We start from the raw sequence: 24,897 nt of genomic DNA on the forward strand, positions 1-24,897 counted from the left end.
TTCCCCCGATGTCATTGCGCCTTTGCCCTGTGCGTTGTTGTTGCGCTGCGACTTGGGATATCGATCGAACCGGTTCAGAAAGGAAGTCGCCATGAAAGCGACCGCTAATTACAAACTCTGTGTTTCCGCCGCTCCCGCGCAGATTGTCGCGAACGAGCGCCGCACCCTGTTTTCCCACACCCCCCGGCGCTGGCCGGTCGGCCCGGCCTCGGTCGGCATCGATGCCGACGCGGCGCACCTGACCGCGCCCATGATGGATGCGGCGCTCGAACTCGGGCCACGTCCGCGCTCCGGCGCCGGCCACACTGCCGCTGCGCGCAACGCGCCACGCGTGCTGCACATCGACAGCGACGACAAGACCGCGCTGGTGCTCTCCACGCTGTTGGCGCCGGAAGCGTGCGTGACCCATGTGAGCACGATCGCCGAGGCGCGCCGCGTGCTCGCGACCGAACTGTTTTCGCTGGTGGTGCTCGATCCCGGCCTGTCCGACGGCGACGGCCGCGCGCTCATGCCCGAGCTGTTGACCACGCCCCTGCTGGTGTACTCGGCGCGCCTGCCCGACGCGCGCGATCCGGTGCGCGCCTTCTTGCCCAAGCCGTGGACGTCGCCGCGCCAGCTGTGGAGCACCATTGCGGCCATGCTCGGCATCCCTGCGTGCATGACGGCGGGGGATTAGCCATGAACAGCGACGCGAGCCACGGCCTGAAATCGATCTTGTATGTCGAAGACGACCTGCACGTGCGCACCACGGCCAAGCTGGTGCTGGAGGTGATCGGCAAATTCGAGGTGCGCGACTGCGGTTCGGGACGCGAAGCGCTGCTGGCCGCGATGGATTTCAAGCCCGACCTGATCTTGCTCGATATGATGATGCCGGAACTGGACGGCCTGGCGACCCTGGCCATGCTGCGCCGCATACCGCACCTGGCCGACACCCCGGCGCTGTTCGTGACCGGCCTGACGGCGGCGGCGGACATCGCCCGTTATGCCGAGGTGGGCGCCATCGGCGTCATTCCCAAACCCCTGATGCCGCTGCGCCTGACCGGGCAGTTGCACGCGTTGTGGGAGCGGCATGCGCTCACGGCGGCCTGACCCGGAAGATGCACGCTTGTCCCCAGCTTGATATGATGGCGACACTGCGCCCTTGCGGCGCTCCGACCATCTGAGGGACAGGAACAACATGAAAACCAAGGCAGCGATTGCATGGAAGGCGGGCCAGCCGCTGACGATTGAAGAAGTCGACCTGGAAGGCCCGCGCGCGGGCGAGGTACTGGTCGAAATCAAGGCCACCGGCATCTGTCACACCGATTACTACACCCTCTCCGGCGCCGATCCGGAAGGGATTTTCCCCTCCATCCTCGGGCACGAAGGCGCCGGCGTGGTGGTCGATGTCGGGCCGGGCGTCACCAGCCTGCGCAAGGACGATCACGTCATCCCGCTGTACACCCCCGAATGCCGCCAGTGCAAATTCTGCCTGTCGCAAAAAACCAATCTGTGCCAGTCGATCCGCTCGACCCAGGGCCGCGGGCTGATGCCCGACGCGACCAGCCGCTTTTCGATCGACGGCAAGCCGATTTTCCACTACATGGGCACATCGACGTTTTCGAACTACATCGTGGTGCCCGAGATCGCGCTGGCCAAGGTGCGCTCGGACGCGCCGTTCGATAAGATCTGCTACATCGGCTGCGGCGTGACCACCGGCGTGGGCGCGGTGCTGTTTACCGCCAAGGTCGAAGCGGGCGCCAACGTGGTGGTGTTTGGCCTCGGCGGCATCGGCCTGAACGTGATCCAGGCCGCCAAGATGGTCGGCGCCGACAAGATCATCGGCGTGGACCTGAACCCGGAGCGCGAAGCGATGGCGCGCAAGTTCGGCATGACCGACTTCATCAATCCGTCCAAGGTGGAGAACGTGGTCGACACGATCATCCAGTTGACCGACGGCGGCTCCGACTACAGCTTCGAATGCATCGGCAACGTGACCACCATGCGCCAGTCGCTCGAATCGTCGCACAAGGGCTGGGGCCAGTCGATCATCATCGGCGTGGCGGCGGCGGGGCAGGAGATTTCGACCCGTCCGTTCCAGCTGGTCACCGGCCGCGTATGGAAAGGCTCCGCCTTCGGCGGCGCGCGCGGGCGCACCGACGTGCCGAAGATCGTCGACTGGTACATGGAAGGCAAGCTCAATATCGACGACCTGATCACCCACCGCCTGCCGCTCGAACGCATCAACGAAGGTTTCGACCTGATGAAGAGCGGCGAGTCGATCCGCTCGGTGGTGCTGTATTAGGCCAAGCCAAGTCGGCCGGGCCGGACCCGATCCGGCGCTCTAACCGTTGAACATCGCAGCCAGGCGCGGTAGCCTGGCGTCGACGGCGTCTTCGTCCCAGCTCTCGCCGTGCGGACCATCCTGGAACGCGAACATGTGGCGCGGGAAGTCGTCGCCCGAACGCCCGGTCTTTTGCTCCCATGCCTTGCCGGGCGCGTACAACATTGCCTCGACCTGGCATTCGCCATCGGCCTCGCCGACCACATCGGCCAGGCTGTCGGCATCGCGCAGCGCGGCCTCGTATACCTGCTCGCCTTTGCCGATCAGCCAGCCCGTGAAATCCATGAAACCATCGTCCGAGCACCCGCCGCCGATGATGTAGGCCGCCGCCCACAGATCCCAGTGATACGCGCGATTGACGTGCTCGACCATCAGACGATCGAACTCCACGATCTGGTCCGCTTCCAGAGTCGCCAGCAAGCCGTCGAGCGTGTCGACCTGCGCTTCCGGATCGTGGTCCGCGGCCAGGCGCGATGCATCGATCAGTTTCCAGAAATCGTTCGTTTCCAAGTTCATCTCCCAAATGGAATGTGTGCAATCAGGCATTCTAACGGACCTGCCACCATCTCTGAAAAGTAGCCCAGCCTGAGTACGCTCGTACGCAAGTCCGGGTTTGGGCACGATCAAAAACCTCGCCGCCACGCCGCCCTATATTGAACTTCCCGGGGTGTCGTTCGTCCGTAGCCATGCAGCAAGAGCACCCCTGTTGTAGTGCTTCGTCTTGTGGAGGTTTCAAATGGATCCCAAAGTATTCCAGAGTCTGGTCGAAAAGGCCAAAGCCGATCCCGCATTTTTCCATCAACTGATCTTTACCCCGGAAACGGTCATCGCCCAGGTGAGCGATCTTGACCGTCATGCCAAAGGGGCCTTGGTCGGCCAGGACCCGGCAGCCCTGATCGCCAGTGCGCTGGGCATCCTGCAACGCTGCGGCAACACCTGCTCGAGCAGCTGCGACAACACCTGCGGCGGCAGCTGCGGCTACACCACCAACCTGACCGCCGAGGTGGCGATTTCGACCCCTGCCGTCACCTACTTCTCGCGTGCGGGCAGCGCATTGCAACGCTGCGGCAATACCTGTTCGAGCAGCTGCGATAACACCTGCGGCGAAAGCTGCGGCTACACCACCAACTTTACCGATATGGGCGGTGTGGTCATCAATCCGGCAGCCTGGAATCGCTAAGCGCCACGGCGACGCGTCACGCGCTTGCGGCGCGTCGCTTTTTCCGGCTTCGCACCACCCGAACAAGGAGTCCGCCATGGACAGAACGACTTTCGCCCGCCTGGTCGGCGAGTTGCGCGGCAATGCGCAGCTGTTCCAGGCCTTCCTCACCGATCCCGCCGCCGCAGTGGCCACGCTGGCCTACCTCGACGAGCCAACCCGGCGCGCGCTGCGCGCCATCGATCCGCAAGCGTTCATCGCCGACGCCACCGCGCTGCTGGACCGGGACCGCCTGCTGCAAGCCTGCGGCCCCCAGTACACCTGCTCCTGCACCTCGTACACCTGCGCCGGCGTCACCTGCGGTGGCTCGACCTGCGACGTCACCTGCACCGAGTTCAGTTGCGGCAATACCTGCGGCGACAGCTGCGGCTTCACCACCAATATCGGATCCCGCTTCTTCGCCTGGAAATGAGCCACCACATGAACCCATCACCCGACAGCGCGCTGCCGATCATCCCTTCCTACCAGGACCATTTGCGTGGCCACGGCCTGGCGCCCGAGACCAGCGGCGTGTGGCTCAAGGTCGGCCGCACCGACCGCGTGCAGGGCTGGAAGCTGCACGTCTCGGGCGTGCCGGCCGAGGCCCACGCCCTGCTCGACGCCATCGTTCCCATCCTGCGGGCCGGCCAGGTGCCTTTCAAGATCGCCAGGGACGCCACCATCCTGGGACTGCTCAACGAAGGCAGCCTGGGCGCCACCCAGGTCGGCAAATTCTGCACCATCTACCCGGCTGACGACGCCGCCGCCAGCGCGCTGGCCGCCCAGCTGGTGCGGGCCACGCAGGGGTTCAACGGCCCCGTGATCACCTCCGACATGGCGCTCGGGAACCTGGTGTACGCGCGCTACGGGGGCTTTAACACCATCGTCGAGCGCGACCTGCTCGGCCAGCACCACCTGTACATCCGGGACGGCGCCGGCGAGCTCATTGCCGACGCCTACACCCAGCCCTTCGTGCCGCCATCCTTCGCCGCCTGCCCGTTCGCCGCCGCAGCCGCGCCGGCCCCCGCCAGCCGCACCAGCGGCCCCGCGACCTTCGGCCCCGCGACCTTCGGCCCCGCGACCTTCGGCCCCGCGACCTTCGGCCCCGCGACCTTCGGCCCCGCGACCTTCGGCCCCGGTTATGTGCTGGTCGACGTCGTCAAGCAGCACGCCAAGGGCAACGTCTACCTGGCGATCCTGGCCAGCTCGCAGCGGGAAGTGGCGGGACGGATCATCAAGGAAGGGCGCAAGCACTGCCTGTCCGATATCCACGGGCGCGACATCCGGGTGCGCCTGCGGCGCCAGGGCGAAATCCACGCGCGCCTGAAAGGGGTGGCGCCGGTGCCGGCGTGCGACCCGTACTTCGAGCTCGACGGCGATGGCTACCTGGCGATGACCTACCTGCCCGGAGCCGACCTCGAAAGCGTGGTGCAGGCGACCCTGCGGCGCGGTCCGTGGAGCGCGGCCGGGCATGCCGGCCAACTGCGCCTGCTGGGCGCCCTGCGCCGGCTGGTCGATGCCGTCGAACGGCTGCACGGCGCCGGCTTCGTGCATCGCGACCTGAGCGTGTCGAACATCTGGCTCGGGGACGATGGCGACACCTGGCTGCTCGACCTGGAGATCGCGCAGCACGTGGGCGACGTCAGTCCCGTGTTCGGCAAGGGCACGCCGGGCTTCATGGCGCCGGAACAGGAGGCCGGCGCCGCGCCCACCTTCGCCCAGGATATCCATGCGGTGGCGGCGCTGATCCTGTTCGCCCTGACCGGCCTCGATCCGCGCCGCACCCTGTTCGCGCGCGCCGACTCGCGCATGCGCAACGTGCGCTATCTGGCCGCATCGGTGCCCGAGGCGCTGTTGAACGTGGTATTGGCCGGGGTGGACGACGATCCGCTGGCGCGGCCCACCCTGGGCGCCATCGGCCAGCAACTGGCGGCGTACGAAGCGCGCCTGCGCGCAAGCGGCGCGTGCGCGGCCAGCACGCCGCCGGCGCCACCCATCGACTTTGGCGCCTGTGCCCACGGCGCCGGCCTGGGCCTGCTGCGCCACGCCTTTCGCGATCCGCAATCGGGGCTGTGGCTGTCGGCGGGGATCGCGAACGGGGCGGGCGGGCAGGAGCAGGCCTCCTCGTACGAACTGCGGCGCGGCGCCAATCGCGGCGTGGCCGGCGTGGTGTATGCGCTGGCGCGCCTGCGCCGTGCCGGCATCGCCATCGACGACGCCGCGCCGGCGCTCAAGCGAGCCGTGGACTGGCTGCTGTCGGACGCCCTCACGCCCGATCGCGGCATGCCCGGCCTGCATTTCGGCGACGCCGGCGTGGCGGTCGCCATCGCCGAAGCCGTGCATGCCGGGCTGGTGCCGGCCAGCGCGCGCATCGACCAGTTTGTGGCGCGCGTGTTCGCCGCGCCCATCACCTGGCCCGACCTCACGCACGGCGCGGCGGGGCAGGGCCTGGGCGCCATGCTGTGCGCGCACAGCCTGTGTACGGCTGCGCCGCTGGCCATGGCGCGCCGCTGCGCGCGCTACCTGGCCGACACCCAGGCGCCCGACGGCTCCTGGGTCATGCCGGAGGGCGTGCCCGGCATGTCCGGCGAAACCATCAGCGGCTTTGCCCACGGCGTGGCCGGGATGGTGTTCTTCCTGCTCGAGCATGGCGCGCGCCTGGATGACGAGACCAGCCGCGCCAGTGCCGCGCGCGGCTTGCGCTGGCTCGAAGCGCATGCGCTGGCGCCCGATGGCGCGGCGGCGCTGCAGTGGCATTACAGCGACCGCCAGGGCGCGGTGTGGAACTGGTGGTGCCACGGCGCGCCCGGCATCGCGCTCGCCTTCCTGCGCGCATACCGGCATACCGGGGACCCGGCCATGGCGCTGCTGGCGCGGCGCGCGCTGGGCGCCATCGACGGCAATCTGCGCGCGCCCAACCTCACCATCTGTCATGGCCTGGCGGGGATCGGCGAGATCTTGCTGGAAGCGGCGCACACGCTGGGCGAGCCGGCCTGGCGCGACAAGGCGGCCACCCTGGCCGGCACCATCGCGCATCTCGGGCACCGCTGCGCCGACGGCAGCCTGGTGTGGCTGGCGGAAGACCCGGTGGCGCCGACCGCCGACCTGATGGTCGGCATGGGCGGCATCGCGCACTTCATGGCGCGCCTTGGCCGCAGCGGCCGGGAGCTCGGCTTTCCGCTGCTGTAATTGTTCCCAAGTTATCCCAAGCCGGCATTGACGACACCAATGCCGGCTTGGGCCGCATGCCTGCGCGCCAGGCACGCGTTTTGGTCGCCTGTTCCCCGGAATCGACCGCCCATCGCCTGCCGCTGGAGCAGGCGGCCCCTCCTCTCTACAGTCATGCTCACCCAGGCCGCGCCCGCGCTTGCCCGGGAAGTAGAAAAATAGTTCTAGACAAAATTATCTAGATATTTTATTCTACATTCACCCTTTGACGGAGAGACCATGCACGCAGGAGCCCACCCATGAACGCCATGCTCGCCGTCATCGTGCCCAGCCTGGGCTGGGCCTTGCTCGACTTTGTCTGGCAGGGATTGTTGATCGGCTGCCTGGCCGCCATCGGCATGGGATTGCTGCGCGGCGCGCGGCCCCAGCTGCGCTACGCCGTCGGCTGCGCCGCGCTGCTGCTGTGCGCCGCCTTGCCGCTGGCTGGAACAGTGCAGCGCATGCTCGATGCGCAGGCCGCGGCCACCACGATCCTGCCGCTGCGCGCCATCGCCATGCCGGCCGGCGAGGCCGACGCGCCGCTGCTGGCCGCGCCGATGCTGGCCGCGCAGGTCGCCAGCTGGGAACCGGCCTTGCAGCAGCGCTTGCCCCTGCTGATGTTTTTCTGGAGTTGCGGCGCCGGCCTGCTGGCGTTGCGCCTGATGCTCGGGCTGGCCTGGGTGCGCCGCCGCAGCCAACCGGGCCGCTACCTGCGCGACGCCGCCTGGCAGGCGAGGGTGGACCGGCTGGCGCTGCGTTTCGGCGTCGCGCGCAAGGTCGCGCTGGGGCTGGTGGGCGACTTGCCCGGCCCGGTCACGGCCGGCTGGTGGCGCCCGGTGATCCTGGTGCCGGCGTCGCTGGTGAGCGGCATGCCGCCCGACTTGCTCGAAGCCCTGCTGGCGCACGAAATGGCGCACATCAAGCGCTTCGATTACCTGGTCAACCTGATCCAGAGCGCGATCGAAATGGTGCTGTTCTATCACCCGGCGGTGTGGTGGCTGTCGCACCGGGTGCGGATCGAGCGCGAACAGATTGCAGATGATTTAGCAGCAAGCATGCTCGGCGAACCGCGGCGTCTGGCGCTTGCATTATCCGAACTGGACCAGTTCCAGTTCTCCACCCCTCAACTTGCCCATGGGGCTCACGGAGGAAATCTTATGTCCCGCATCAAACGCCTGGTCCGCCCGGATACCGAACCACTGAACTGGAAAATGGCGCTGCCGATTCTCGGCCTGTCGGCCGCCTGCGCCGCCTTTTACGCCAATGCGCAGACAGCGCCGTTGGCGCCGGCGACAGCCGTGTACGCCGGCAGCGCGCCGGCGATCGCGCCAGCCCCGCCGGCGCCCCCGGCGCGGCCAGCCGTCCCGGCTTTGCGCGTCGGCGCAGCCGTTCCCGCCGCGCCGATGGATGCGGCGCCGCTACCACCAGTGCCGCCCGCGCCACCGGCGCCGCCAGCGCCGCCGCGTCTTCCCGTCAGCATCACCAAGGGTCCTGGCGAGATGTCGTATGCGCTGGTGCAAGGCCCCGAGCGCAAGGGCATGTTAAGTGGCGACAGCCGCGATGTCGACGACATCGCCGCCGCCAAGCACACCGTCCAGGGGGACTTTTTGTGGTTCCGCCAGGGCGACCAGGCCTACGTGGTGCAGGACCCGGCCCTGATCGCCAGGGTGTCCGTCGCCTACGCGCCGCTCAAGCGCCTCGGCGCCCAAATGGAGGTGCATGGCAAGGAAATGGAAAAGCACGCCAAGGTGGTCGAGCAATTGGGCCGCGAGATGGAACGCAAGGCCGGCGCCGACCAGCCAGAACATGCCGAGACGCGCCGCATCGCCGGCCTGATCGCGGCGCTGGCGCCGCAGCAAGCCCGTTTGCAGCGCGAGATCGTGCAGCTCGAGCGCCAGATCGACGACGTCGGCGGCGCCACCCGCGCGCAGTTGTCGGCCAGGCGCGACCAGCTCAATGTCAAGCTGAGCGACATTGAACGCCAGCTCGACGTGCAGCACGCGCAGCTCGAACGCCAGCATGGCAGGATCGAGCAGGCGCGCGCGCCGCTCGACGCCATCGACGAGCAAATGAAAGAAGCGGGCAAGCCGATGGACGCGCTGGGTAAAAAGATGAACGTGCTGGGGCGCGAGATGGACCAGCACGGCAAAGCGGCCGAGCGCGTGATGCGCGAGGTGCTGCGCGACGCCGTCGCGCGCGGGCTGGCGCGACCGGTGCCGGGGCCACGCGCGTCCTGAGTGGAACAGGCTCCAAGCGTGGATGGGCCGATGGCGGCCTTGCCCGAGCCGCTCGCGTCCGGCGGCTGAGAAGCGCGTTCGCCAGCGAAAGCGTCGCCGTCCGATGGCGGCGCGCCGGTATAATCATGGGATGCAAAATCTCCTCCACAACCTCAATCCCGAACAACTCGCCGCCGTCACCCTGCCGCCGCAGAGCGCCCTGATTCTCGCGGGCGCCGGCTCCGGCAAGACGCGCGTGCTGACGACCCGCATCGCCTGGCTGATCCAGACCGGCCAGGTCTCGCCGGCCGGGATCATGGCGGTGACGTTTACCAACAAGGCCGCCAAGGAAATGACGACGCGCCTGTCGGCCATGCTGCCGGTGAGCACGCGCGGCATGTGGATCGGCACCTTCCACGGCTTGTGCAACCGCTTCTTGCGCACCCATTACCGCGATTGCGCCCTGCCGCAAACCTTCCAGATCCTCGATTCGCAGGATCAGTTGTCGATGATTAAACGTTTGCTCAAAGCGAACAATGTCGATGACGAAAAGTACCCGGCCAAGAACCTGATGTATTTCATCAACAACGCCAAGGACCAGGGCTTGCGCGCCAACCGGGTCGAAGCGCACGACCCGATCGAACGCAAGATGGTCGAGTTGTACGATCTGTACGACAATCAATGCCAGCGCGAAGGCGTGGTCGATTTTGCCGAACTGCTGCTGCGCGCCTATGAGCTGCTGCAACGCAACCAGCCGCTGCGCGAGCATTACCAGGCGCGCTTCAAGCACATCCTGGTCGATGAGTTCCAGGATACCAACGACCTGCAATACAACTTGCTCAAACTGCTGGCGGGGCAGGGCCAGCAGGTGGCCGGCGCGCTGTTCGCCGTGGGCGACGACGACCAGAGCATTTACGCCTTTCGCGGCGCCAATGTCGGCAATATGAGCGCCTTCGAGCGCGAATTCCGGGTCGAAAACCTGATCAAGCTCGAGCAAAACTACCGCTCGCACGGCCACATCCTCGACAGCGCCAACCACCTGATCGCCAACAACAGCAAGCGCCTGGGCAAGAACCTGCGCACCGATGCCGGTCACGGCGAGCCGGTGCGCATCTACGAAGCCTCGTCCGACCTGGAAGAGGCGCAGTGGATCATCGAGGAAGCGAAGAGCCTGATGCTTGAAGGTGCGCTGCGTAGCGAGATCGCGATTTTGTACCGCTCCAATGCGCAGTCGCGCGTGATCGAGCATGCGCTGTTCGCGGCCGGCCTGCCGTACACCGTGTACGGCGGCCAGCGCTACTTCCAGCGCGCCGAGGTCAAGCACGCGATCGCCTACCTGCAGCTGATGGACAATCCGCACAACGATTCGGCCTTTCTGCGGGTGGTGAACTTCCCCACGCGCGGCATCGGCATGCGCTCGATCGAGGCGCTGCAGGCGGCCGCCGGGCAGTACGGCATTTCGCTGTACGCGGCGGTGCCCTACGTGGCGGGCAAGTCGGGTTCCTCGCTGAACAGTTTTGTGAAGCTGGTCGAAGGCGCCCGTTTCGAGACCGGGCAACTGGCGCTGCCCGAGATGGTGCGCGTGGTGCTCGAAGCGAGCGGCCTGCTGCAGCACTACCAGAACGAAAAAGAAGGCGCCGACCGCATCGAGAACCTGGAACAGATGGTCAATGCGGCCACCCAGTTCGTGCAGGAAGAAGGCTTCGGCCAGGGCGCGCCGGCCTACCTTGGTCCCAAGACCTACGCCAGCGTGGGCGAGATGCTGGTCGAAGGCGACGGCGTCGAGATCATCGACGCCGATACGCCCCTGAACGTGGTCATGTCGCCGCTGTCGGCGTTTTTGTCGCACGCCTCGCTCGAAGCGGGCGACGCCCAGGCCCAGGCCGGGCAGGATGCGCTGCAACTGATGACGGTACACTCGGCCAAGGGACTCGAATTTGACGCCGTGTTCATCACCGGCCTGGAAGAAGGCCTGTTCCCGCACGAGAGCAGTTCGCGCGAGATGGATGGGGTGGACGAAGAGCGGCGCCTGATGTACGTGGCCATCACGCGCGCGAGGAAGCGCCTGTACATGAGTTTTACGCAGTCGCGCATGCTGCACGGGCAAACCCGCTACAACATGAAATCGCGTTTCTTCGACGAGCTGCCCGAAGAGGCGCTCAAGTGGATTTCGCCGCGCGTGCAATCGCACTGGTTCGGGAATAAAAAATCGAGCTGGGACGACGCCAAGTTTACCGGCGGCTCGGACAACAAGATCGCCCAGCAGATCGCGCAAAAAGCGGCCAGCAACGGGCCGGGATGGCGCATCGGCGAATCGGTGGCGCACGCCAAGTTCGGCGAAGGGGTGATTGTCAATATCGAGGGTGGCGGGAGCAACGCGCGCGCGCAGATCAATTTCGGCAAGGCCGGCATGAAAGTGCTCGACCTGTCGGTCGCCAAGCTCGACCGGGTCGGACGCTGACGCGGCGGGCCGGCGGACCCAGGGCCGCCGGCACGCTCTTTACTTGGACTCGACTTGCGTGGGCAGCAGGGACGGGTCGCCGAAGATCTGGCGGTAGGCGGCAAAGATCGCGCATTGCAGCAGCAGCATGAACTGCAGCATCAGCCAGAGGATGGCAATCTGCCCGCCCTTGCTGTTGCCCAGCACCATCCCCACCAGCAGCGAGGCGCCGAAGAACATGGCGACCCACGCCATGAGCATCAGCACGAACGGGCGGATCGCCCCGAACAGTCCGAACACGCTGTAAAAGGTCGCCTTGCCCGGTTTCATGTGCTGCCAGTAGGCCAGCGCCGGCGCAAAGCACATCAGCAGCAGCGCCAGCCCTTGCAGCAGGCCGGCCAGCAACACCACCTGCATGTCGGCCGGGCTGATCTTGATGGCGCCGCGTTCGGCCAGCGGCACGCTCATCTGCTTGATGAAGTCGGGCGAGATCATGAAGGCTGGAATCAAGCCGAGCACGATCGAGATCAACAGATAAATCAGGCCCAGCTTGCACAGGCGGGTCAGGGCCGGCTGGCGAAAACCGGTCAGCAGCACGCCGGGCGTGACCGACTGGTCTTGCCCGATCAGCTTACAGGCCTGCATGATCGCCATGCCGAACGAGGGAAGCAGCACCATCGTCAGGATTTGCCCCAGCACGGGAATGGTGGCCAGGGTCAGGCTCATCAAGAGAATCGCGAACAGCAGCATCGTGAGGATGGCCGGCTGCTTGCGGAACAGGGCAAAGCCCTGCTTGATCCAGTGCCATCCGGTGATGGCGGGAAGGCGGCTCATGCGAACAATCCTGGGGCGGGGGTGGCGATGCGTTCGCGCAGGATACGCTCGAAATGGGTCGGGTCGTGCGGCGTGAGCATTTCGGCTTCGCGCGGCAGGTAGAGGTCGTACAGGCGCGAGAGCCAGAAGCGCAGCGCGGCGGCGCGCAGCATCGGCTGCCAGGCGGCTTGCTCGTCGGCCGTGAACGGGCGCACCGCGTGGTAGGCGTCGAGCAGGGCGCGCACGCGGGCGGCGTCGAGCACGCCGGTGCCTGTGTCGATGCACCAGTCGTTGACGGTGACGGCCACGTCGAACAGCCAGGTGTCGCAGCCGGCGAAATAGAAATCGAAGAAACCGGTCAGGCGCTCGCCGATGAACATCACGTTGTTGCGGAACAGGTCGGCATGGACCGGGCCGCGCCCGAGGCGATGGTAATGGTCGCAGGCCGCGAACGCGCTCTGGAAATGCATCTCGGCGCGCAGCAGATGGGCGTTATGCTCGTCGAGGAAGGGCAGTACCAGCGGCGTGGTCTCGTTCCACCAGTCCAGCCCGCGCAGGTTCGGCTGCTGCAGCGCAAAGTCGCGTCCGGCCAGGTGCATCTTCGCCAGCATGGTGCCGACGGCGGCGCAGTGGACCGGTTGCGGCGCCATCTGCGAGCTGCCTTCGAGTTTGCTGACGATGGCGGCCGGCTTGCCGTGCAGCGGCACCACCAGCTCGCCCGCCTGGTCCGGCACCGGGGCGGGGACCAGCACGCCGCGCTCGGCCAGGTGGCGCATCAGCTGAAGATAAAACGGCAGCTGCGCGAATGTCAGGTTCTCGAAAATCGTCAGCACGTACTCGCCGCGCTCCGTATCGATGAAAAAATTACTGTTTTCGATGCCGGAACTGATCCCTTTGATGGCGATGGCGTTTCCTATGGGAAACTTCTTCAACAACAAAGTCAGGTCATCCAGGGTGACCGCGGTAAAAACTGCCATGTGAAAGCGAAGGGTAAGGTAAGTCGATCGATATCGTTACCCGCGCGCCAGGGAAGGGCGCGGGCGGATGGGGGGATTACTTGCTTGACGCGGGCGCCGGTGCGGCTTCAGTCGCGGCTTCGCTGGCGGCCTTTTTCTTCTTGTTCAGGTCGAATTCACCGACTTGCCATTGGGGGCCGCGCAGGGATGAGCCGTTGGCGTCGAGCCCTGAGCTGCCGGCGGCGGGATTGGTACCCTTCATCGTATAGCTGCTCTTGCCGGATTTAACTTTCACTTCCGTGGTGCGGCCGTTTTCGCGTTTCTCGCTGATTTTCGGCTCGTTGGCGCGCGGCGCCACGATGGCGGGTGCCAGGTTGCCGTCGTCGAGGCGTTCGAGCTTGGGCGGGGCGTCGCTCGGCTTCGATTGCTGGGCGCCGGCCAGGCTTGCCGAAGCGAGCAGGCACAGGGCCAGGAGATTGCGGAAAGTGGAAGTGCGCAGCATGATAGGGTCGCCTTTTGATCGTGTAGTCCATTGTAACAAACCCCCGCCCCGCCTGTGGAAACACATCGCAAAGCCCCCGGCACGCCTGCACGCGCCATCCTCCCCTGCAACCGGGGGCTGACCTCTGATTAGCAACAAAACCGCCGAAACCGATAACCGGGGTCAGAGCTTTAATTAGCAACACCACGGCGGCAAGCAGTCATGTCGGTTCAAAACTGCGTGCAAGTAGCGCTTAAGCAAGCAATTGCCGTCCAATGGCGCCAGACACGGGTCAAACCCAGTTCGTGCCATGCCATATGTTGCAAGTTAAAGCTCTGACCCCGGTTCTGGGGCAAAACGTTGCTAGTCAGAGGTCAGACCCCGGTTCGGGCTTCGGGGCGGACGCGCTTTCTGCGATAATGACCGGTACGCTGCCGCGCCCTTTCTTGTCCCGGCTCAACCTCATTTTTGGCACTATGCAAAATACCCTGCTGTTAGTCGACGGTTCCAGTTATCTGTACCGTGCTTTTCACGCCCTGCCCGATCTGCGCAGCCCGGATGGCCATCCCACCGGCGCCATGCATGGCATGGTCAATATGTTGCGCCGCCTGCGCCAGGATTATCCGGCCGCGTTCATCGCTTGCGTGTTCGATGCCAAGGGCAAGACCTTTCGCGACGATATGTATCCGGAATATAAGGCTACGCGCGCGTCGATGCCGGATGACCTGCGCCTTCAAATCGAGCCGATCCACGAAGTGGTGCGCCACATGGGCTGGCCGATCCTGATGGTCGACGGCGTCGAGGCGGATGATGTGATCGGCACCTTGTCGGTCCAGGCTTCCAGGCTGGGCATGAATACTGTGGTCTCCACCGGCGACAAGGACCTGGCGCAACTGGTCAACGACAAGGTCACCCTGATCAACACGATGAGCAACGAGAAGCTCGACGAGGCCGGCGTGCTGGCCAAGTTCGGCGTGCCGCCCAAGCGCATCATCGATTACCTGACCCTGATCGGCGATACCGTCGACAATATCCCCGGCGTGGCCAAGTGCGGCCCGAAGACCGCCCTCAAGTGGCTGGCGCTGCACGACAGCCTCGATGGCGTGATCGCCAACGCGGCCTCCATCGGCGGCGCGGTCGGCGAGAACCTGCGCCAGGCGCTCCCGTGGCTGCCGCAGGGCCGCGCCCTGATCACCGTCAAGACCGATTGCGACCTGGCCGGACACATGGTCTCGATCGCCGACACCCTGGTGGCGCAGCCGGAAAACAAGGAGGGCCTGAAAGCCTTCTTCGAGCGCTATGGCTTCAAGACCCTGCTGCGCGAAGTGGTCCAGCGCGATGACGAGGGCGCCCCGCGCGCGCTGCTCAATTCCCCGGAGGGCGACTTGTTCCCGGGCGCGCTGGTGCCGGTCATGCGCGGCGAGTACGAAACGGTGCTCACCGAGGCCGACCTGGAACGCTGGCTGGCCCTGGTCGATGCCGCCGAGCTGACGTCGGTCGATACCGAAACCACCTCGCTCGATCCGCTGACGGCGCAGATGGTCGGCATATCGCTGTCGGTCGAAGCGGGCAAGGGCGCCTACATCCCGCTGGCGCACCGCTACGCCGGCGTGCCCGAACAACTGAACCGCGAGGATGTCCTGGCGCGCATGAAGGCATGGCTGGAAGACCCGTCCAAACCCAAGGTTGGCCAGAACCTCAAGTACGACAGCCACATTTTCGCCAACCATGGCGTGACCCTGCGCGGCATCATGCACGACACCTTGCTCGAGTCGTATGTGTTCGAGTCGCACAAGCCGCACGACATGGACAGCATGGCCCTGCGCCACCTGGGCTACACCACGATTCCGTTTGTCGAGGTATGCGGCAAGGGCGCCGGCCAGATCTGCTTCGACCAGGTGGAACTGGGCCGCGCGACCGAATACGCGGCCGAGGATTCCGACATCACCCTGCGCCTGCACCAGGCCATGAAGGGCCATGTCGAGAGCGACGAGAAGCTCAATTTCATCTATCGCCAGATCGAGCTGCCCACCTCCGTGGTGCTGCACAAGATCGAGCGCAACGGGGTGCTGATCGACGCCGAGCTACTCAATGTGCAGTCGGGCGAACTCGGTGCGCGCATCATGGAGCTCGAACAGAAAGCGTACGAACTGGCCGGCGGCCCGTTCAACCTCGGTTCGCCCAAGCAGATCGGCGAGATCTTCTTCGGTAAGCTCCAGCTGCCGGTGATCAAAAAGACCCCGAGCGGGGCGCCGTCGACCGACGAGGAGGTGCTGCAAAAGCTGGCCGAGGATTTCCCGCTGCCGAAAATCCTGCTCGAATACCGCGGCATGTCGAAACTCAAGTCGACCTACACCGACAAGCTGCCCAAGATGGTCAACCGCGCGACCGGCCGGGTACACACCAACTACGCGCAAGCCGTCGCCGTGACCGGGCGCCTGTCGTCGAACGAGCCGAACCTGCAGAACATCCCGATCCGCACCGCCGAAGGGCGCCGCATCCGCGAAGCCTTTATCGCCGGTCCCGGCAACGTGATCGTCTCGGCCGACTATTCGCAGATCGAACTGCGCATCATGGCCCATATTTCGGAAGACGCGGCCATGCTGCGCGCCTTTGCCGAGGGCGAGGATATCCACCGCGCCACCGCCGCCGAGATCTTCGGCGTGGCGCCGGCCGAGGTGCAGGGCGAGCAGCGCCGCTACGCCAAGGTGATCAACTTCGGCCTGATCTACGGCATGAGCGCCTTCGGGCTGGCCGCCAACCTGGGCATCGAACGCGCGGCGGCGCAAAACTATATCGACAAGTACTTCGCGCGCTTTTCGGGCGTGCGCCAGTACATGGAAGACACGCGCATGCAGGCCAAGGCGCGCGGGTATGTGGAAACCGTGTTCGGCCGGCGCCTGTGGCTGCCCGAGATTAATTCCCCGAACGGCCCGCGCCGCCAGGGGGCGGAACGGGCCGCGATCAACGCGCCGATGCAGGGCACCGCGGCCGACCTGATCAAGCTGGCCATGATCGCGGTGCAGGACTGGCTCGAGGCCGAGCAGCTCAGTACGCGCATGATCATGCAGGTACACGATGAACTCGTGCTCGAAGTGCCGCAGGCGGAGCTGGAATTGGTCAAGTCCAGGTTGCCGCAGTTGATGGCGGGCGTGGCGGCCCTGAAAGTGCCCCTGTTGGCTGAGGTGGGCATCGGCAAAAACTGGGATGAAGCGCACTAATAAGCAATAAGCACTAAATAATGACTTACCTACTGAAAGAGGGAACGATGAAGAGCACATTTATCCGCCTTGGCACGGCAAGCACCGTAGTGGCCGCCATGGCCCTGACAGCCTGCGGCGGCGGCGGCGGCAGCCCCGGCGCCAACGGCTCCACCAACCCCGGCACCTCTCCGCCGACGCTCGGCGGCACCGCCGGCACGCTCAACATCGCGCTGACCGATGCCCCGGCCTGCGGCTTCGACGCCGTCAACGTCACCGTCAAGACGGTGCGCGTCCACCAGAGCGCGTCCGCGGCCGATGCCGATCCCGGCTGGTCCGAGGTGGTACTGGCGCCGGCGCGCAAGATCAATCTGCTCAACCTGATCAATGGTGTGGTCGATCCGCTCGGTTCGGTCAGCGTGCCCGCCGGGCGTTACACCCAGGTGCGCCTGATGCTCGATCCGAATACCGGCAACGGTTTCGCCAACAGCGTCACGCCGAGCGCGACCAAGGTGGAAACGACCCTGGAAACCCCGGCGGCGGTGCAGGCCGGCGTCAAGATCGCCAGCGACTTCGAGGTCGTGGCGGGCCAGCCGTACAACCTGGTGCTCGACTTCGATGCCTGCCGTTCGGTCGTCAACAAGGCTGGCGGCGGTTATCTGCTGACGCCGGCCGTGAGCGCCATGGCCGCCACCGGCGGCGGCGTCAGTGGTTACGTCAGCACCTTGTTCTCGGCCAGCGGCGCGGTGGTGAGCGCCCAGCAAAACGGCAAGGTGGTCGGCAGCACCACGGTCAATCCGTCCACCGGCGCGTTCGCAATCAGCCGCCTGAACCCGGGCGCCTATGATGTCGTGGTCGTCGCTTCCGGCCGCGCCGCCGCCGTGATCGGCAATGTGAGCGTGCCTGGCGGCGCCAGCAATATCGTGCTCGGCTCGGTGGCCGCGCCGATCACCATGCCGGCCAGCCTGACACGCTCGATCAGCGGCACGGTCAGCATGCTGCCGCTCGCGCCGGCCATCAAGCCGTATGTGAGCGCCTTGCAGACGGTGGTAAGCGGCAAGACCGTGGCGATCCAGGCGGTGGATGCGGCCGCCGGCACCGGCGCCTATTCGATCGGTTCGCTGCCGGTCGCCGCGCCGCAGTACGCCGCCTACAGCGCCACCACGCCGCTGGTGTTCAGCAGCGCCGTGCCGACCCAGGGCGCGGGCAACTATCGCGTCGATGCGGTCGCCACCGGCTACAGCGTTAAATCGGTGGCCTCGGTCAATGTCTTGAACGGCGACCAGGCCAACGTCAACCTGCAACTGACGCCGTAACATTCCTGTAAGGTAAGGCCTTGCGCCGGGTTTGCCGCCCGGCGCAAGGCGGCGCCATTGGCGCCGAACTGGGCGGCAGACGCTCCGGAGCGGTACAATGCCCGCCTTGCGACCGTCGCAAGTGTCGTTCAAGAGGCTTCCAAATCGATTCGACCCTCATTTCCATCCTGCTGGCAACGACCATCGGGGGTGTGCTCAGCATTTCCGCCGCCGCGGTGTTTTCGTTCGCCCTGCTCTCGAAGATGGTCGAGCGCATGGTCAGCCTGTCGGTCGGGATCATGCTGTCGACCTCGCTCCTGCATGCCTTGCCGGAAGCGTTCGAGTCGGGCGCCGATCCGCGCCGCCTGTTCGCCACCTTGCTGGCCGGCTTGCTGGCCTTTTTCATGCTGGAAAAGTTCGCCATCTTGCGCCATTCGCACCATCACGAAGGCGATGGTCACCATCATGCCCACGGGCACGACAAGCGCGAGGCGGGCAAGGCCGGCTGGATGATCCTGCTGGGCGATGGCATGCACAATTTTACCGACGGCATCCTGATCGCCGCCGCCTTCCTGGCCAATCCGGAACTGGGCATCGTGACCGGGCTGGCCATCATCGCCCATGAAATCCCGCAGGAAATCGGCGATTTCATCGTCTTGCTCAATGCCGGCTTTTCGCGCACCCGCGCCTATCTGTTCAACTTGCTGTGCAGTCTCATGGCCGTGGCTGGCGGCTTGCTCGGTTATTTCACCCTGGACCGCGCCAGCGGACTGATTCCTTATGTGCTGGTGTTCGCTTCCTCGGGCTTCCTGTACATTGCCGTGAGCGATTTAATGCCGCAGATGCAAAGACGCGCCACCGTCCGCGAATCCATTCCGCAAGTGTTGCTGATCGGCGTGGGCGTGTTGATCGTCTTGTTTCTCACCAACGGACGATAAACCTCGCAGCGGCATTTTCTTGCCGCTGGCGATGGAGTTTATTCCGCTCCAGATATCAAATTTCTTCCTGTTATTCACTTCGGGCGGCAATGCGCAGCGCATTTAGTCCATGTCAATCCGGCGCTATTGTTTAGCTCGCCAGTCTCCTTATACTAATCCCTGAAGCAGTAAGCCGGTGAAGCGAGACCACCTTTTGCCTCGTAGCTAGTTTAGGAGGATATATGGCTGAAATCGTCCTGTTTGAGCATGCCAATTATCACGGTGCGCATAAACATTTGTTCACTTCAGAAACCAATCTGAATGCACCGGATGATAAATTTTTCAATGACAAGATTTCATCGTTTGTCATCTTGTCGGGCCGCTGGCAGTTCTATCGCGACTCCAATTTCCAGGGACCAGCCTCGCCGGTATTCGGGCCGGGCCTGTATAACTGGGTGGAAGCGGTGAATATTCCGAACGATTCCATTTCGTCGGTACGGCTGGTGTAAGGCTGGCATTGGCTGGCGGCGAGCGCAGTGGCGCGTATCGGCTGCGCTTGCCGCCTGTTATCTGGTAAGGAGGATATATGGCCGAAGTCGTGTTATATCAACATATCGATTTTCGCGGTCGCGAAAAACATGTGTACGGGTCGGAGCCAAATTTGAATGCGCCGAACGACAATTTCTTTAATGATAAGGTATCATCCTTCGTCGTGGTATCCGGCCGCTGGAAATTTTATCGCGACAGCAATTATCGCGGACCGGCATCGCGCGTATTCGGACCGGGCCGCTATTCCTGGGTCGAAGCGGTGGATATTCCCAACGATTCCATCTCGTCGGTGCGACTGATGTCGGCCTGATTCGCGGCCGCCATCGACATGGCAAGCGCAGTACTGAATAATGTCAAGCGCTTGTCATCAAGCTGTCATACAGGTATGCCAGGCTGTGCTCATACAATAACAACAAAGGAGAAAGAGAACATGCTCGGTACCGTCACCAGCCACATCAACACTTTCCGCGCCGCGCGGCTCACGCACCAGTCGCCGCACCGGGCCCGGATGGCCGACCTTCCGGCCACGCTCTACCCCTTCTGGAAGCGCACGGCGCAACACGAATTCCCAGGCATCCCACAGGATGCCTTTTTTTTCGCGCGCGCCGCCGAAGGCCTGATGGCGTTTTTCGACTGCGTGCGCGACGCCGGCCTGCCGTGCGGCTTGCCCTCGATGGCGGCCGACTCGGTGTGGCACGCCTGGATGCGCCTCTCGCCGACCGGTTTGAACGCGTTCTGCCGCAAGCACTTCGGGCGCGTCATCCCGCACGTGGAGGCGCAGGACATGAGCGGCGGCATGGGGCGCGCGCTGGCGGTGTGCCTGGTGCGGGCGCGCCGCAGCGAGCGCATGCCGGTGGCCGGCCCCAACCTGCCGCGCCTGTTCGCGCTGGACCGCGTGCTGGCCATGCCGGGCGGCTGCGGCTACCTCCTGTTCAACGGCGAGGTGGCCTCGGTCGCCCTCGACGCGCGCGGGCGCGCGGCGGCCATGCCGGCCTATGCCGAGAGCTTGCGCCCAGCGCTGTTGCTGGCGGCCGGCCTGGTCACCGAAGATGAATACCGGCGCCATGCGCGCCAGCGCAGCGCGCCTGGGGACCGCGCCGCCGGCGGCAGCGATGCGCACTGCGGCGCCGCCGCGGGCGACGCTGGTTGCGGCGGTGGCTGCGGCGGCGACTGAGGCTGGGTCAGGCGCGCCGGACTGGTTTTACGTCCCGGTGGCAATCGGGCGCGCCGGATCGGCGCACCACTCGCTCCACGAGCCCGGATACAGCGCGGCGCCCGGCAAGCCCGCCACTTCCAGCGCCAGCAGGTTGTGGCAGGCCGTCACGCCCGAGCCGCACTGCATGATGGCCTTGTGCGGATCGCCCACCAGCGGCGCCAGTTCGGCCTTCAGTTGGGCCGCATCCTTGAAGCGCCCGTCCGGCCCCAGGTTATCCTTGAAGAAGTGATTCTTCGCCCCCGGAATATGCCCGCCCACCGGATCGATGGTTTCGTTCTCGCCGCGGAAGCGGTCGGCCGCGCGCGCATCGAGCACCACCTTGTTGCCGGTCTTGACATTATCGAGCACGTCGGCCGCCGATACGGTGGCGACCAGCGGCGCGCCTTCGGTGAGGCTGCCGGTTTTCGGCGCCGGGGCGTCGCTCGACAGCGCCAGGCCCGCCGCCTGCCAGGCCGCCATGCCGCCATCGAGCACCGCCACCGCCGGATGGCCGATCCAGCGCAGCATCCACCACAGGCGCGCGGCGAACATGCCGCCGTGCGCGTCGTAGGCGATGACCTGGGTGTCGTCGTCGATGCCCCAGTTGCGCAGGGTGGCGACCAGGTCGGCCCGCAGCGGTAGCGGGTGGCGCCCGCGAAACGCGCCGTCCGCGCCGCGCCTGGCGCCCGACAGCGCGGTTTCGATATCGGCGAACAGGGCGTGCGGCAGGTGGCCGGCGGCGTAGGCTTCACGGCCGGCGGACAGGTTCATCAGGTCATGGCGGCAGTCGACGATGACCCACGCCGGGTTGTCGATATGGCCGGCCAGGTCGGCTGCGGAAATGAGTGTCGTGTACATGGGCGTCCTTAAAGTTCGCTTGCGATGGGATCGGTCTTGCTGACGGCGGCGCCGCGCGGCGTGCTGCGGGTATTGTAAAACGTCGCGGCGATGCCCGACACAAGAATCACCGCCATCCCCAGCCACACGGTCCAGGTAAATTTGTCGCCCCACAGCAACATGCCCCACAGGCTGGAAAACACGATGCCGGTGTACTGCAGGTTGGCCACCACCAGCACCTTGCCGATGCGGTAGGCGCGCGTCATGGCGATCTGCGCGAACAGGGCCGACACGCCGATGGCCAGCAGCAGGGCGGCGCTGTGCAGGCTGTGCGCGGTAAACAGCGGCACGGCGGCGGCGCGCCCTTCGAGCAGGGTGCCAACCAGGCCGGCGGTCGCGGTCATCGCGGAAAAATAGAACACCACCCGGAACTCCGGCTCGCCCAGCTGGCCCAGGCGCCGCACCTGCATGTAGGCCATCGCCGACATCACGCTCGAGAGCAGGCCGACCGCGCCGCCGAGCCACTGGTTGGCCGCGATCGCCGGTTGCAGCACCAGGGTCACGCCCACGAAGCTCATGATCACGGCCAGGACCAGCGGCCACTCCACATGGTCCTTGGCACGCCACCAGCCGGCGCAGAACAGGAACGCGGCGATCCAGATCGGCGCCATGTAGTTGAGGGTGACGGCGGTGGCCAGCGGCAGTTTGCCGATCGCGAAAAACCACATCCACAGCGACACCACGCCGACAAAGCTGCGCCACAGATGGTCCTTGATGAACACCGTGCGCAGGCTCAAGCCCTGGTGTTTGACCATGATCAGCAGCATGACGGTGCCGATCAGGCCACGGTACATGACGATTTCGGAGGTTGAATACGTGCTTGAGGCCAGTTTCACGGCCGCGCCCATGGCGGCGAAGGCGAAGCTGGCAAATAACATCCACAGTGCTGCTGCCATTGGTTCCTTGTTACGTGTTCCTTGTCACGTAGCGGCGCGGGCCGCCGCGGCGCGCTTTTCGGTGACGGTATTATAAAAAGTGGCGGCCACGCTGGAGGCGAGGATCAGCACCATGCCGAGCCAGACATGCCAGTCGAAGACGTCGTGCCAGATCAGGATGCCCCAGGCGCTGGAAAACACGATGCCGGTGTATTGCAGGTTGGCCACCACCAGCACCTTGCCGGTGCGCCAGGCGCGCGTGAGCGCCATCTGGGCGAACACGCCCGAGGCGCCGATGAACAGCAGCAGGGCCGCCCCGCGCGGCGAATGGGCATGCCAGGGTGCGCCGTCGGGCGAGCCGCCCGGCAGCAGGCTGCCCGCCACGCCGGCGCCGATATTCACGGCCAAGAAGTAGAAGACGACGCGGTATTCCGGTTCGCCGGCGCGGCTCAGGCGCCGCACCATGGTGTAGGCGACGGCGGCCAGCATGCCGGAGACCAGCGCCATCAGCGCGCCGAACCACTGCTGCGCTTCGAAAGCCGGGCGCAGGGCCAGCATCACGCCGCCGAAACTGACCGCAATGGCCGCCAGCAGGGGCAGGGCGATGCGCTCCTTGCCCTGCCACCAGGCCAAGCCGATCATGGCCACGGCGGTCCAGATGGGCGACATGTAATTGAGGGTGACGGCGGTGGCCAGCGGCAGCTTGGTGGCCGCGTAAAACCACATCCACAGCGACACCACGCCGATCGCGCCGCGCCACAGGTGGCCGCCCAGGTGCCCGGTGCGCAGCTTGCCGCCCTGGTGGCGGATGAAAAAATACAGGAGGATGATGCCGACCAGGCCGCGATAGAACACGATTTCGGCCACCGAATACTCGTTCGAAGCGAGTTTGACGGCCGCGCCCATGAGCGAGAACAAAAAGCTCGCCAGCAGGATCCAGAGCGCGGCCAAATCGGCGCCCTACAGCGCCAGGTTACTGCGGTACCACTCGTGGAAATGCTGCATGCCGTCTTCCATCGGTGACTGGTAGGGGCCGACTTCGTTGACCCCGCGCGCGAGCAGGATGCGGCGCCCGGCGTCCATGCGCATGGCGATTTCGTCGTCCTCGATGCAGGTTTCGAAGTAGGCGGCGCGTTCGGCCTCGATGAAGTCGCGCTCGAACAGCACGATCTCTTCGGGGTAGTAGAACTCGACCACGTTGCGCGTCTTTTGCGGGCCGTCCGGCCACAGGGTCGAGACGATCAGCACGTGCGGATACCACTCGACCATGATGTTCGGGTACAGCGTGAACCAGATCGCGCCTTTATCGGGCGGCACGCCGCCACCAAACTTGAGCACCTGTTCCTGCCAGCGCTGGTAGATGGGCGAGCCGGCCTTGCCCAGGCCACGGTTCACGCCGACCGTCTGCACGCTGTAATCGCGCCCGAACTCCCAGCGCAGGTCGTCGCAGCTGACAAAGCCGCCCAGGCCCGCGTGAAACGGCTCGACGTGGTAATCCTCCAGGTAGACTTCGATGAAGGTCTTCCAGTTGTAGTTACAGGTCTGCACCTCGACGTGGTCGAACAGATAGCCCGAAAAATCGACATCCTTCGCCACCGACAAGCCCTTGAGCTGGTCCATGACGTTGTAGCCGTTCTGCTCGAACAGCAGCCCGTTCCACTCCTGCAGAGGGGTCTTGGACAGGTTCAGGCACGGCGTTTCCGGAAAGTGCGGCGCACCGATCAGCTCACCCTTGAGATCGTAAGTCCAGCGATGCAGCGGGCAGACGATATTGTTCGCGTTGCCGCGTCCGTTGAACATCAGCGCCTGGCGGTGGCGGCACACGTTCGACAGGACCTCGATCCCGTTGCCGTTGCGCACCAGCATGCGGCCCTCATTCTCGGAAGCGAGCGTGGCAAAGTCGCCCGTTTCGGGCACCATCAGCGTATGGCCGACATAGCGCGGGCCATGCTGGAACAATTGCTGCATTTCGCGCTGTAACAGCGCTTCATCAAAGTAAGCATCTACCGGAAGCTGCGCGCATGAGCGCGCCAGCTTGGCGTGGGTAGCCAGATCGGACATCCCAACCCCCCTTTTATATGTGCATCAGCTAAAGAAGAGAAAGAATCCAAAGACCAGTATTTTTAGGGACGGAATACGGTATTTCGGACAGAACCGGCGATTATAGCGCGGAACAGGCTCTGCCGTCTCGCTCCGGCGCGCGAATGTAGGGCGATTGCATGAAGGCTGGGACGTCGCGGTGAGCAAAGATTGTAAATATTGCTTGTAAACTCGCCGAGAAAGGCGTTTACTCTTGATATTTGGACGCGAGAATGACACACGGACCGATGTCGCT

22 protein-coding genes are annotated in these 24,897 nt (G+C 65.1%); 14 read left to right on the forward strand and 8 right to left on the reverse strand.

Going from position 1 to position 24,897, the window contains the following annotated elements; translation table 11 throughout:
- The first annotated feature begins 91 nt into the window (after positions 1–91).
- The 3 genes from F1735_RS01330 to F1735_RS01340 all read left to right on the forward strand — a co-directional run bounded on the left by F1735_RS01330 (position 92) and on the right by F1735_RS01340 (position 2,284).
- Positions 92–676, forward strand: coding sequence for a hypothetical protein (locus tag F1735_RS01330; protein ID WP_167235231.1), 585 nt, complete (start codon positions 92–94; stop codon positions 674–676).
- Between the two features lie 2 nt (positions 677–678).
- Positions 679–1,089: a response regulator gene (locus F1735_RS01335; RefSeq protein ID WP_167235232.1), complete on the forward strand. Its 411-nt coding sequence runs from the start codon at positions 679–681 to the stop codon at positions 1,087–1,089.
- 88 nt (positions 1,090–1,177) lie between these two features.
- Positions 1,178–2,284: an S-(hydroxymethyl)glutathione dehydrogenase/class III alcohol dehydrogenase gene (locus F1735_RS01340; protein ID WP_167235233.1), complete on the forward strand. Its 1,107-nt coding sequence runs from the start codon at positions 1,178–1,180 to the stop codon at positions 2,282–2,284.
- A gap of 39 nt (positions 2,285–2,323) precedes the next feature.
- Here F1735_RS01340 and F1735_RS01345 read toward each other — a convergent pair whose 3' ends face one another.
- Positions 2,324–2,833 (reverse strand): DUF4240 domain-containing protein, encoded by a 510-nt coding sequence (locus F1735_RS01345; protein ID WP_167235234.1) that lies wholly within the window; start codon positions 2,831–2,833, stop codon positions 2,324–2,326.
- 226 nt (positions 2,834–3,059) lie between these two features.
- Between F1735_RS01345 and F1735_RS01350 the strand changes: the two genes are divergently transcribed.
- The 5 genes from F1735_RS01350 (at position 3,060) to F1735_RS01370 (ending at position 11,405) form a co-directional block, all read left to right on the forward strand.
- On the forward strand, positions 3,060–3,503 hold the full coding sequence (locus F1735_RS01350; protein ID WP_167235235.1) for a hypothetical protein: 444 nt from the start codon (positions 3,060–3,062) through the stop codon (positions 3,501–3,503).
- Between the two features lie 76 nt (positions 3,504–3,579).
- The gene (locus F1735_RS01355; protein ID WP_167235236.1) at positions 3,580–3,954 is read left to right on the forward strand and encodes a hypothetical protein; all 375 of its coding nucleotides are present in this window, start codon (positions 3,580–3,582) and stop codon (positions 3,952–3,954) included.
- 8 nt (positions 3,955–3,962) lie between these two features.
- Positions 3,963–6,710 (forward strand): class III lanthionine synthetase LanKC N-terminal domain-containing protein, encoded by a 2,748-nt coding sequence (locus F1735_RS01360; protein WP_167235237.1) that lies wholly within the window; start codon positions 3,963–3,965, stop codon positions 6,708–6,710.
- Positions 6,711–6,988: 278 nt separating this feature from the next.
- Positions 6,989–8,965: a M56 family metallopeptidase gene (locus tag F1735_RS01365; RefSeq protein WP_167235238.1), complete on the forward strand. Its 1,977-nt coding sequence runs from the start codon at positions 6,989–6,991 to the stop codon at positions 8,963–8,965.
- Positions 8,966–9,095: 130 nt separating this feature from the next.
- Positions 9,096–11,405, forward strand: coding sequence for a UvrD-helicase domain-containing protein (locus F1735_RS01370; RefSeq protein ID WP_167235239.1), 2,310 nt, complete (start codon positions 9,096–9,098; stop codon positions 11,403–11,405).
- A gap of 39 nt (positions 11,406–11,444) precedes the next feature.
- Here F1735_RS01370 and F1735_RS01375 read toward each other — a convergent pair whose 3' ends face one another.
- The 3 genes from F1735_RS01375 to F1735_RS01385 all read right to left on the reverse strand — a co-directional run bounded on the left by F1735_RS01375 (position 11,445) and on the right by F1735_RS01385 (position 13,655).
- Positions 11,445–12,218 carry a BPSS1780 family membrane protein gene (locus F1735_RS01375; protein WP_167235240.1) on the reverse strand — a complete coding sequence of 258 codons (774 nt, stop codon included), beginning with the start codon at positions 12,216–12,218 and terminating at the stop codon, positions 11,445–11,447.
- Entirely contained in the window at positions 12,215–13,174 is a 960-nt protein-coding gene (locus F1735_RS01380; RefSeq protein ID WP_167235241.1) for a homoserine kinase, read from the reverse strand. Before F1735_RS01380 ends, F1735_RS01375 begins: the two co-directional genes overlap by 4 nt.
- Before the next feature lie 76 nt (positions 13,175–13,250).
- Positions 13,251–13,655, reverse strand: a complete 405-nt coding sequence (locus F1735_RS01385) for a hypothetical protein (protein ID WP_167235242.1) — start codon at positions 13,653–13,655, stop codon at positions 13,251–13,253.
- Between the two features lie 455 nt (positions 13,656–14,110).
- On the opposite strand from F1735_RS01385, the gene polA reads away from it, so the two are divergent.
- The 6 genes from polA (at position 14,111) to F1735_RS01415 (ending at position 20,769) form a co-directional block, all read left to right on the forward strand.
- Positions 14,111–16,855, forward strand: a complete 2,745-nt coding sequence (polA, locus tag F1735_RS01390; RefSeq protein ID WP_167235243.1) for a DNA polymerase I — start codon at positions 14,111–14,113, stop codon at positions 16,853–16,855.
- Positions 16,856–16,902: 47 nt separating this feature from the next.
- Positions 16,903–18,150, forward strand: coding sequence for a DUF4382 domain-containing protein (locus F1735_RS01395; protein WP_167235244.1), 1,248 nt, complete (start codon positions 16,903–16,905; stop codon positions 18,148–18,150).
- 167 nt (positions 18,151–18,317) lie between these two features.
- On the forward strand, positions 18,318–19,067 hold the full coding sequence (locus F1735_RS01400; protein ID WP_187362569.1) for a ZIP family metal transporter: 750 nt from the start codon (positions 18,318–18,320) through the stop codon (positions 19,065–19,067).
- Between the two features lie 221 nt (positions 19,068–19,288).
- A complete protein-coding gene (locus F1735_RS01405; RefSeq protein WP_167235245.1) occupies positions 19,289–19,555 on the forward strand; it encodes a beta/gamma crystallin-related protein in 267 nt (88 codons plus the stop codon).
- A 77-nt stretch (positions 19,556–19,632) separates the two neighbouring features.
- Positions 19,633–19,905, forward strand: a complete 273-nt coding sequence (locus F1735_RS01410; protein WP_167235246.1) for a beta/gamma crystallin-related protein — start codon at positions 19,633–19,635, stop codon at positions 19,903–19,905.
- 120 nt (positions 19,906–20,025) lie between these two features.
- On the forward strand, positions 20,026–20,769 hold the full coding sequence (locus tag F1735_RS01415) for a hypothetical protein (protein ID WP_167235247.1): 744 nt from the start codon (positions 20,026–20,028) through the stop codon (positions 20,767–20,769).
- 27 nt (positions 20,770–20,796) lie between these two features.
- On the opposite strand, the gene F1735_RS01420 is transcribed toward F1735_RS01415, so the two are convergent.
- Genes F1735_RS01420 through F1735_RS01435 form a run of 4 tightly spaced genes read right to left on the reverse strand, consistent with a single transcriptional unit; the run spans position 20,797 to position 24,623 of the window.
- Positions 20,797–21,648, reverse strand: a complete 852-nt coding sequence (locus F1735_RS01420; protein ID WP_167235248.1) for a sulfurtransferase — start codon at positions 21,646–21,648, stop codon at positions 20,797–20,799.
- Positions 21,649–21,656: 8 nt separating this feature from the next.
- The gene (locus F1735_RS01425; RefSeq protein ID WP_229505578.1) at positions 21,657–22,583 is read right to left on the reverse strand and encodes a DMT family transporter; all 927 of its coding nucleotides are present in this window, start codon (positions 22,581–22,583) and stop codon (positions 21,657–21,659) included.
- Positions 22,584–22,607: 24 nt separating this feature from the next.
- A complete protein-coding gene (locus F1735_RS01430; protein ID WP_167235249.1) occupies positions 22,608–23,513 on the reverse strand; it encodes a DMT family transporter in 906 nt (301 codons plus the stop codon).
- Positions 23,514–23,522: 9 nt separating this feature from the next.
- On the reverse strand, positions 23,523–24,623 hold the full coding sequence (locus F1735_RS01435; protein WP_167235250.1) for an aromatic ring-hydroxylating oxygenase subunit alpha: 1,101 nt from the start codon (positions 24,621–24,623) through the stop codon (positions 23,523–23,525).
- Positions 24,624–24,897 lie beyond the last annotated feature (274 nt).

Source organism: Massilia genomosp. 1, assembly GCF_011682185.1.
GTDB classification, from domain to species: domain Bacteria; phylum Pseudomonadota; class Gammaproteobacteria; order Burkholderiales; family Burkholderiaceae_D; genus Telluria_A; species Telluria_A rubra.

What these genes read in the sequence shown, in the direction of transcription:
- F1735_RS01330 (WP_167235231.1), top strand. Translation starts at nt 92, where the DNA reads ATGAAAGCGACCGCTAATTACAAACTCTGTGTTTCCGCCGCTCCCGCG.
- F1735_RS01335 (WP_167235232.1), top strand. Translation starts at nt 679, where the DNA reads ATGAACAGCGACGCGAGCCACGGCCTGAAATCGATCTTGTATGTCGAA.
- F1735_RS01340 (WP_167235233.1), top strand. Translation starts at nt 1,178, where the DNA reads ATGAAAACCAAGGCAGCGATTGCATGGAAGGCGGGCCAGCCGCTGACG.
- F1735_RS01350 (WP_167235235.1), top strand. Translation starts at nt 3,060, where the DNA reads ATGGATCCCAAAGTATTCCAGAGTCTGGTCGAAAAGGCCAAAGCCGAT.
- F1735_RS01355 (WP_167235236.1), top strand. Translation starts at nt 3,580, where the DNA reads ATGGACAGAACGACTTTCGCCCGCCTGGTCGGCGAGTTGCGCGGCAAT.
- F1735_RS01360 (WP_167235237.1), top strand. Translation starts at nt 3,963, where the DNA reads ATGAACCCATCACCCGACAGCGCGCTGCCGATCATCCCTTCCTACCAG.
- F1735_RS01365 (WP_167235238.1), top strand. Translation starts at nt 6,989, where the DNA reads ATGAACGCCATGCTCGCCGTCATCGTGCCCAGCCTGGGCTGGGCCTTG.
- F1735_RS01370 (WP_167235239.1), top strand. Translation starts at nt 9,096, where the DNA reads ATGCAAAATCTCCTCCACAACCTCAATCCCGAACAACTCGCCGCCGTC.
- F1735_RS01375 (WP_167235240.1), bottom strand. Translation starts at nt 12,218, where the DNA reads ATGAGCCGCCTTCCCGCCATCACCGGATGGCACTGGATCAAGCAGGGC.
- F1735_RS01380 (WP_167235241.1), bottom strand. Translation starts at nt 13,174, where the DNA reads ATGGCAGTTTTTACCGCGGTCACCCTGGATGACCTGACTTTGTTGTTG.
- F1735_RS01385 (WP_167235242.1), bottom strand. Translation starts at nt 13,655, where the DNA reads ATGCTGCGCACTTCCACTTTCCGCAATCTCCTGGCCCTGTGCCTGCTC.
- polA (WP_167235243.1), top strand. Translation starts at nt 14,111, where the DNA reads ATGCAAAATACCCTGCTGTTAGTCGACGGTTCCAGTTATCTGTACCGT.
- F1735_RS01395 (WP_167235244.1), top strand. Translation starts at nt 16,903, where the DNA reads ATGAAGAGCACATTTATCCGCCTTGGCACGGCAAGCACCGTAGTGGCC.
- F1735_RS01405 (WP_167235245.1), top strand. Translation starts at nt 19,289, where the DNA reads ATGGCTGAAATCGTCCTGTTTGAGCATGCCAATTATCACGGTGCGCAT.
- F1735_RS01410 (WP_167235246.1), top strand. Translation starts at nt 19,633, where the DNA reads ATGGCCGAAGTCGTGTTATATCAACATATCGATTTTCGCGGTCGCGAA.
- F1735_RS01415 (WP_167235247.1), top strand. Translation starts at nt 20,026, where the DNA reads ATGCTCGGTACCGTCACCAGCCACATCAACACTTTCCGCGCCGCGCGG.
- F1735_RS01420 (WP_167235248.1), bottom strand. Translation starts at nt 21,648, where the DNA reads ATGTACACGACACTCATTTCCGCAGCCGACCTGGCCGGCCATATCGAC.
- F1735_RS01425 (WP_229505578.1), bottom strand. Translation starts at nt 22,583, where the DNA reads ATGGCAGCAGCACTGTGGATGTTATTTGCCAGCTTCGCCTTCGCCGCC.
- F1735_RS01435 (WP_167235250.1), bottom strand. Translation starts at nt 24,623, where the DNA reads ATGTCCGATCTGGCTACCCACGCCAAGCTGGCGCGCTCATGCGCGCAG.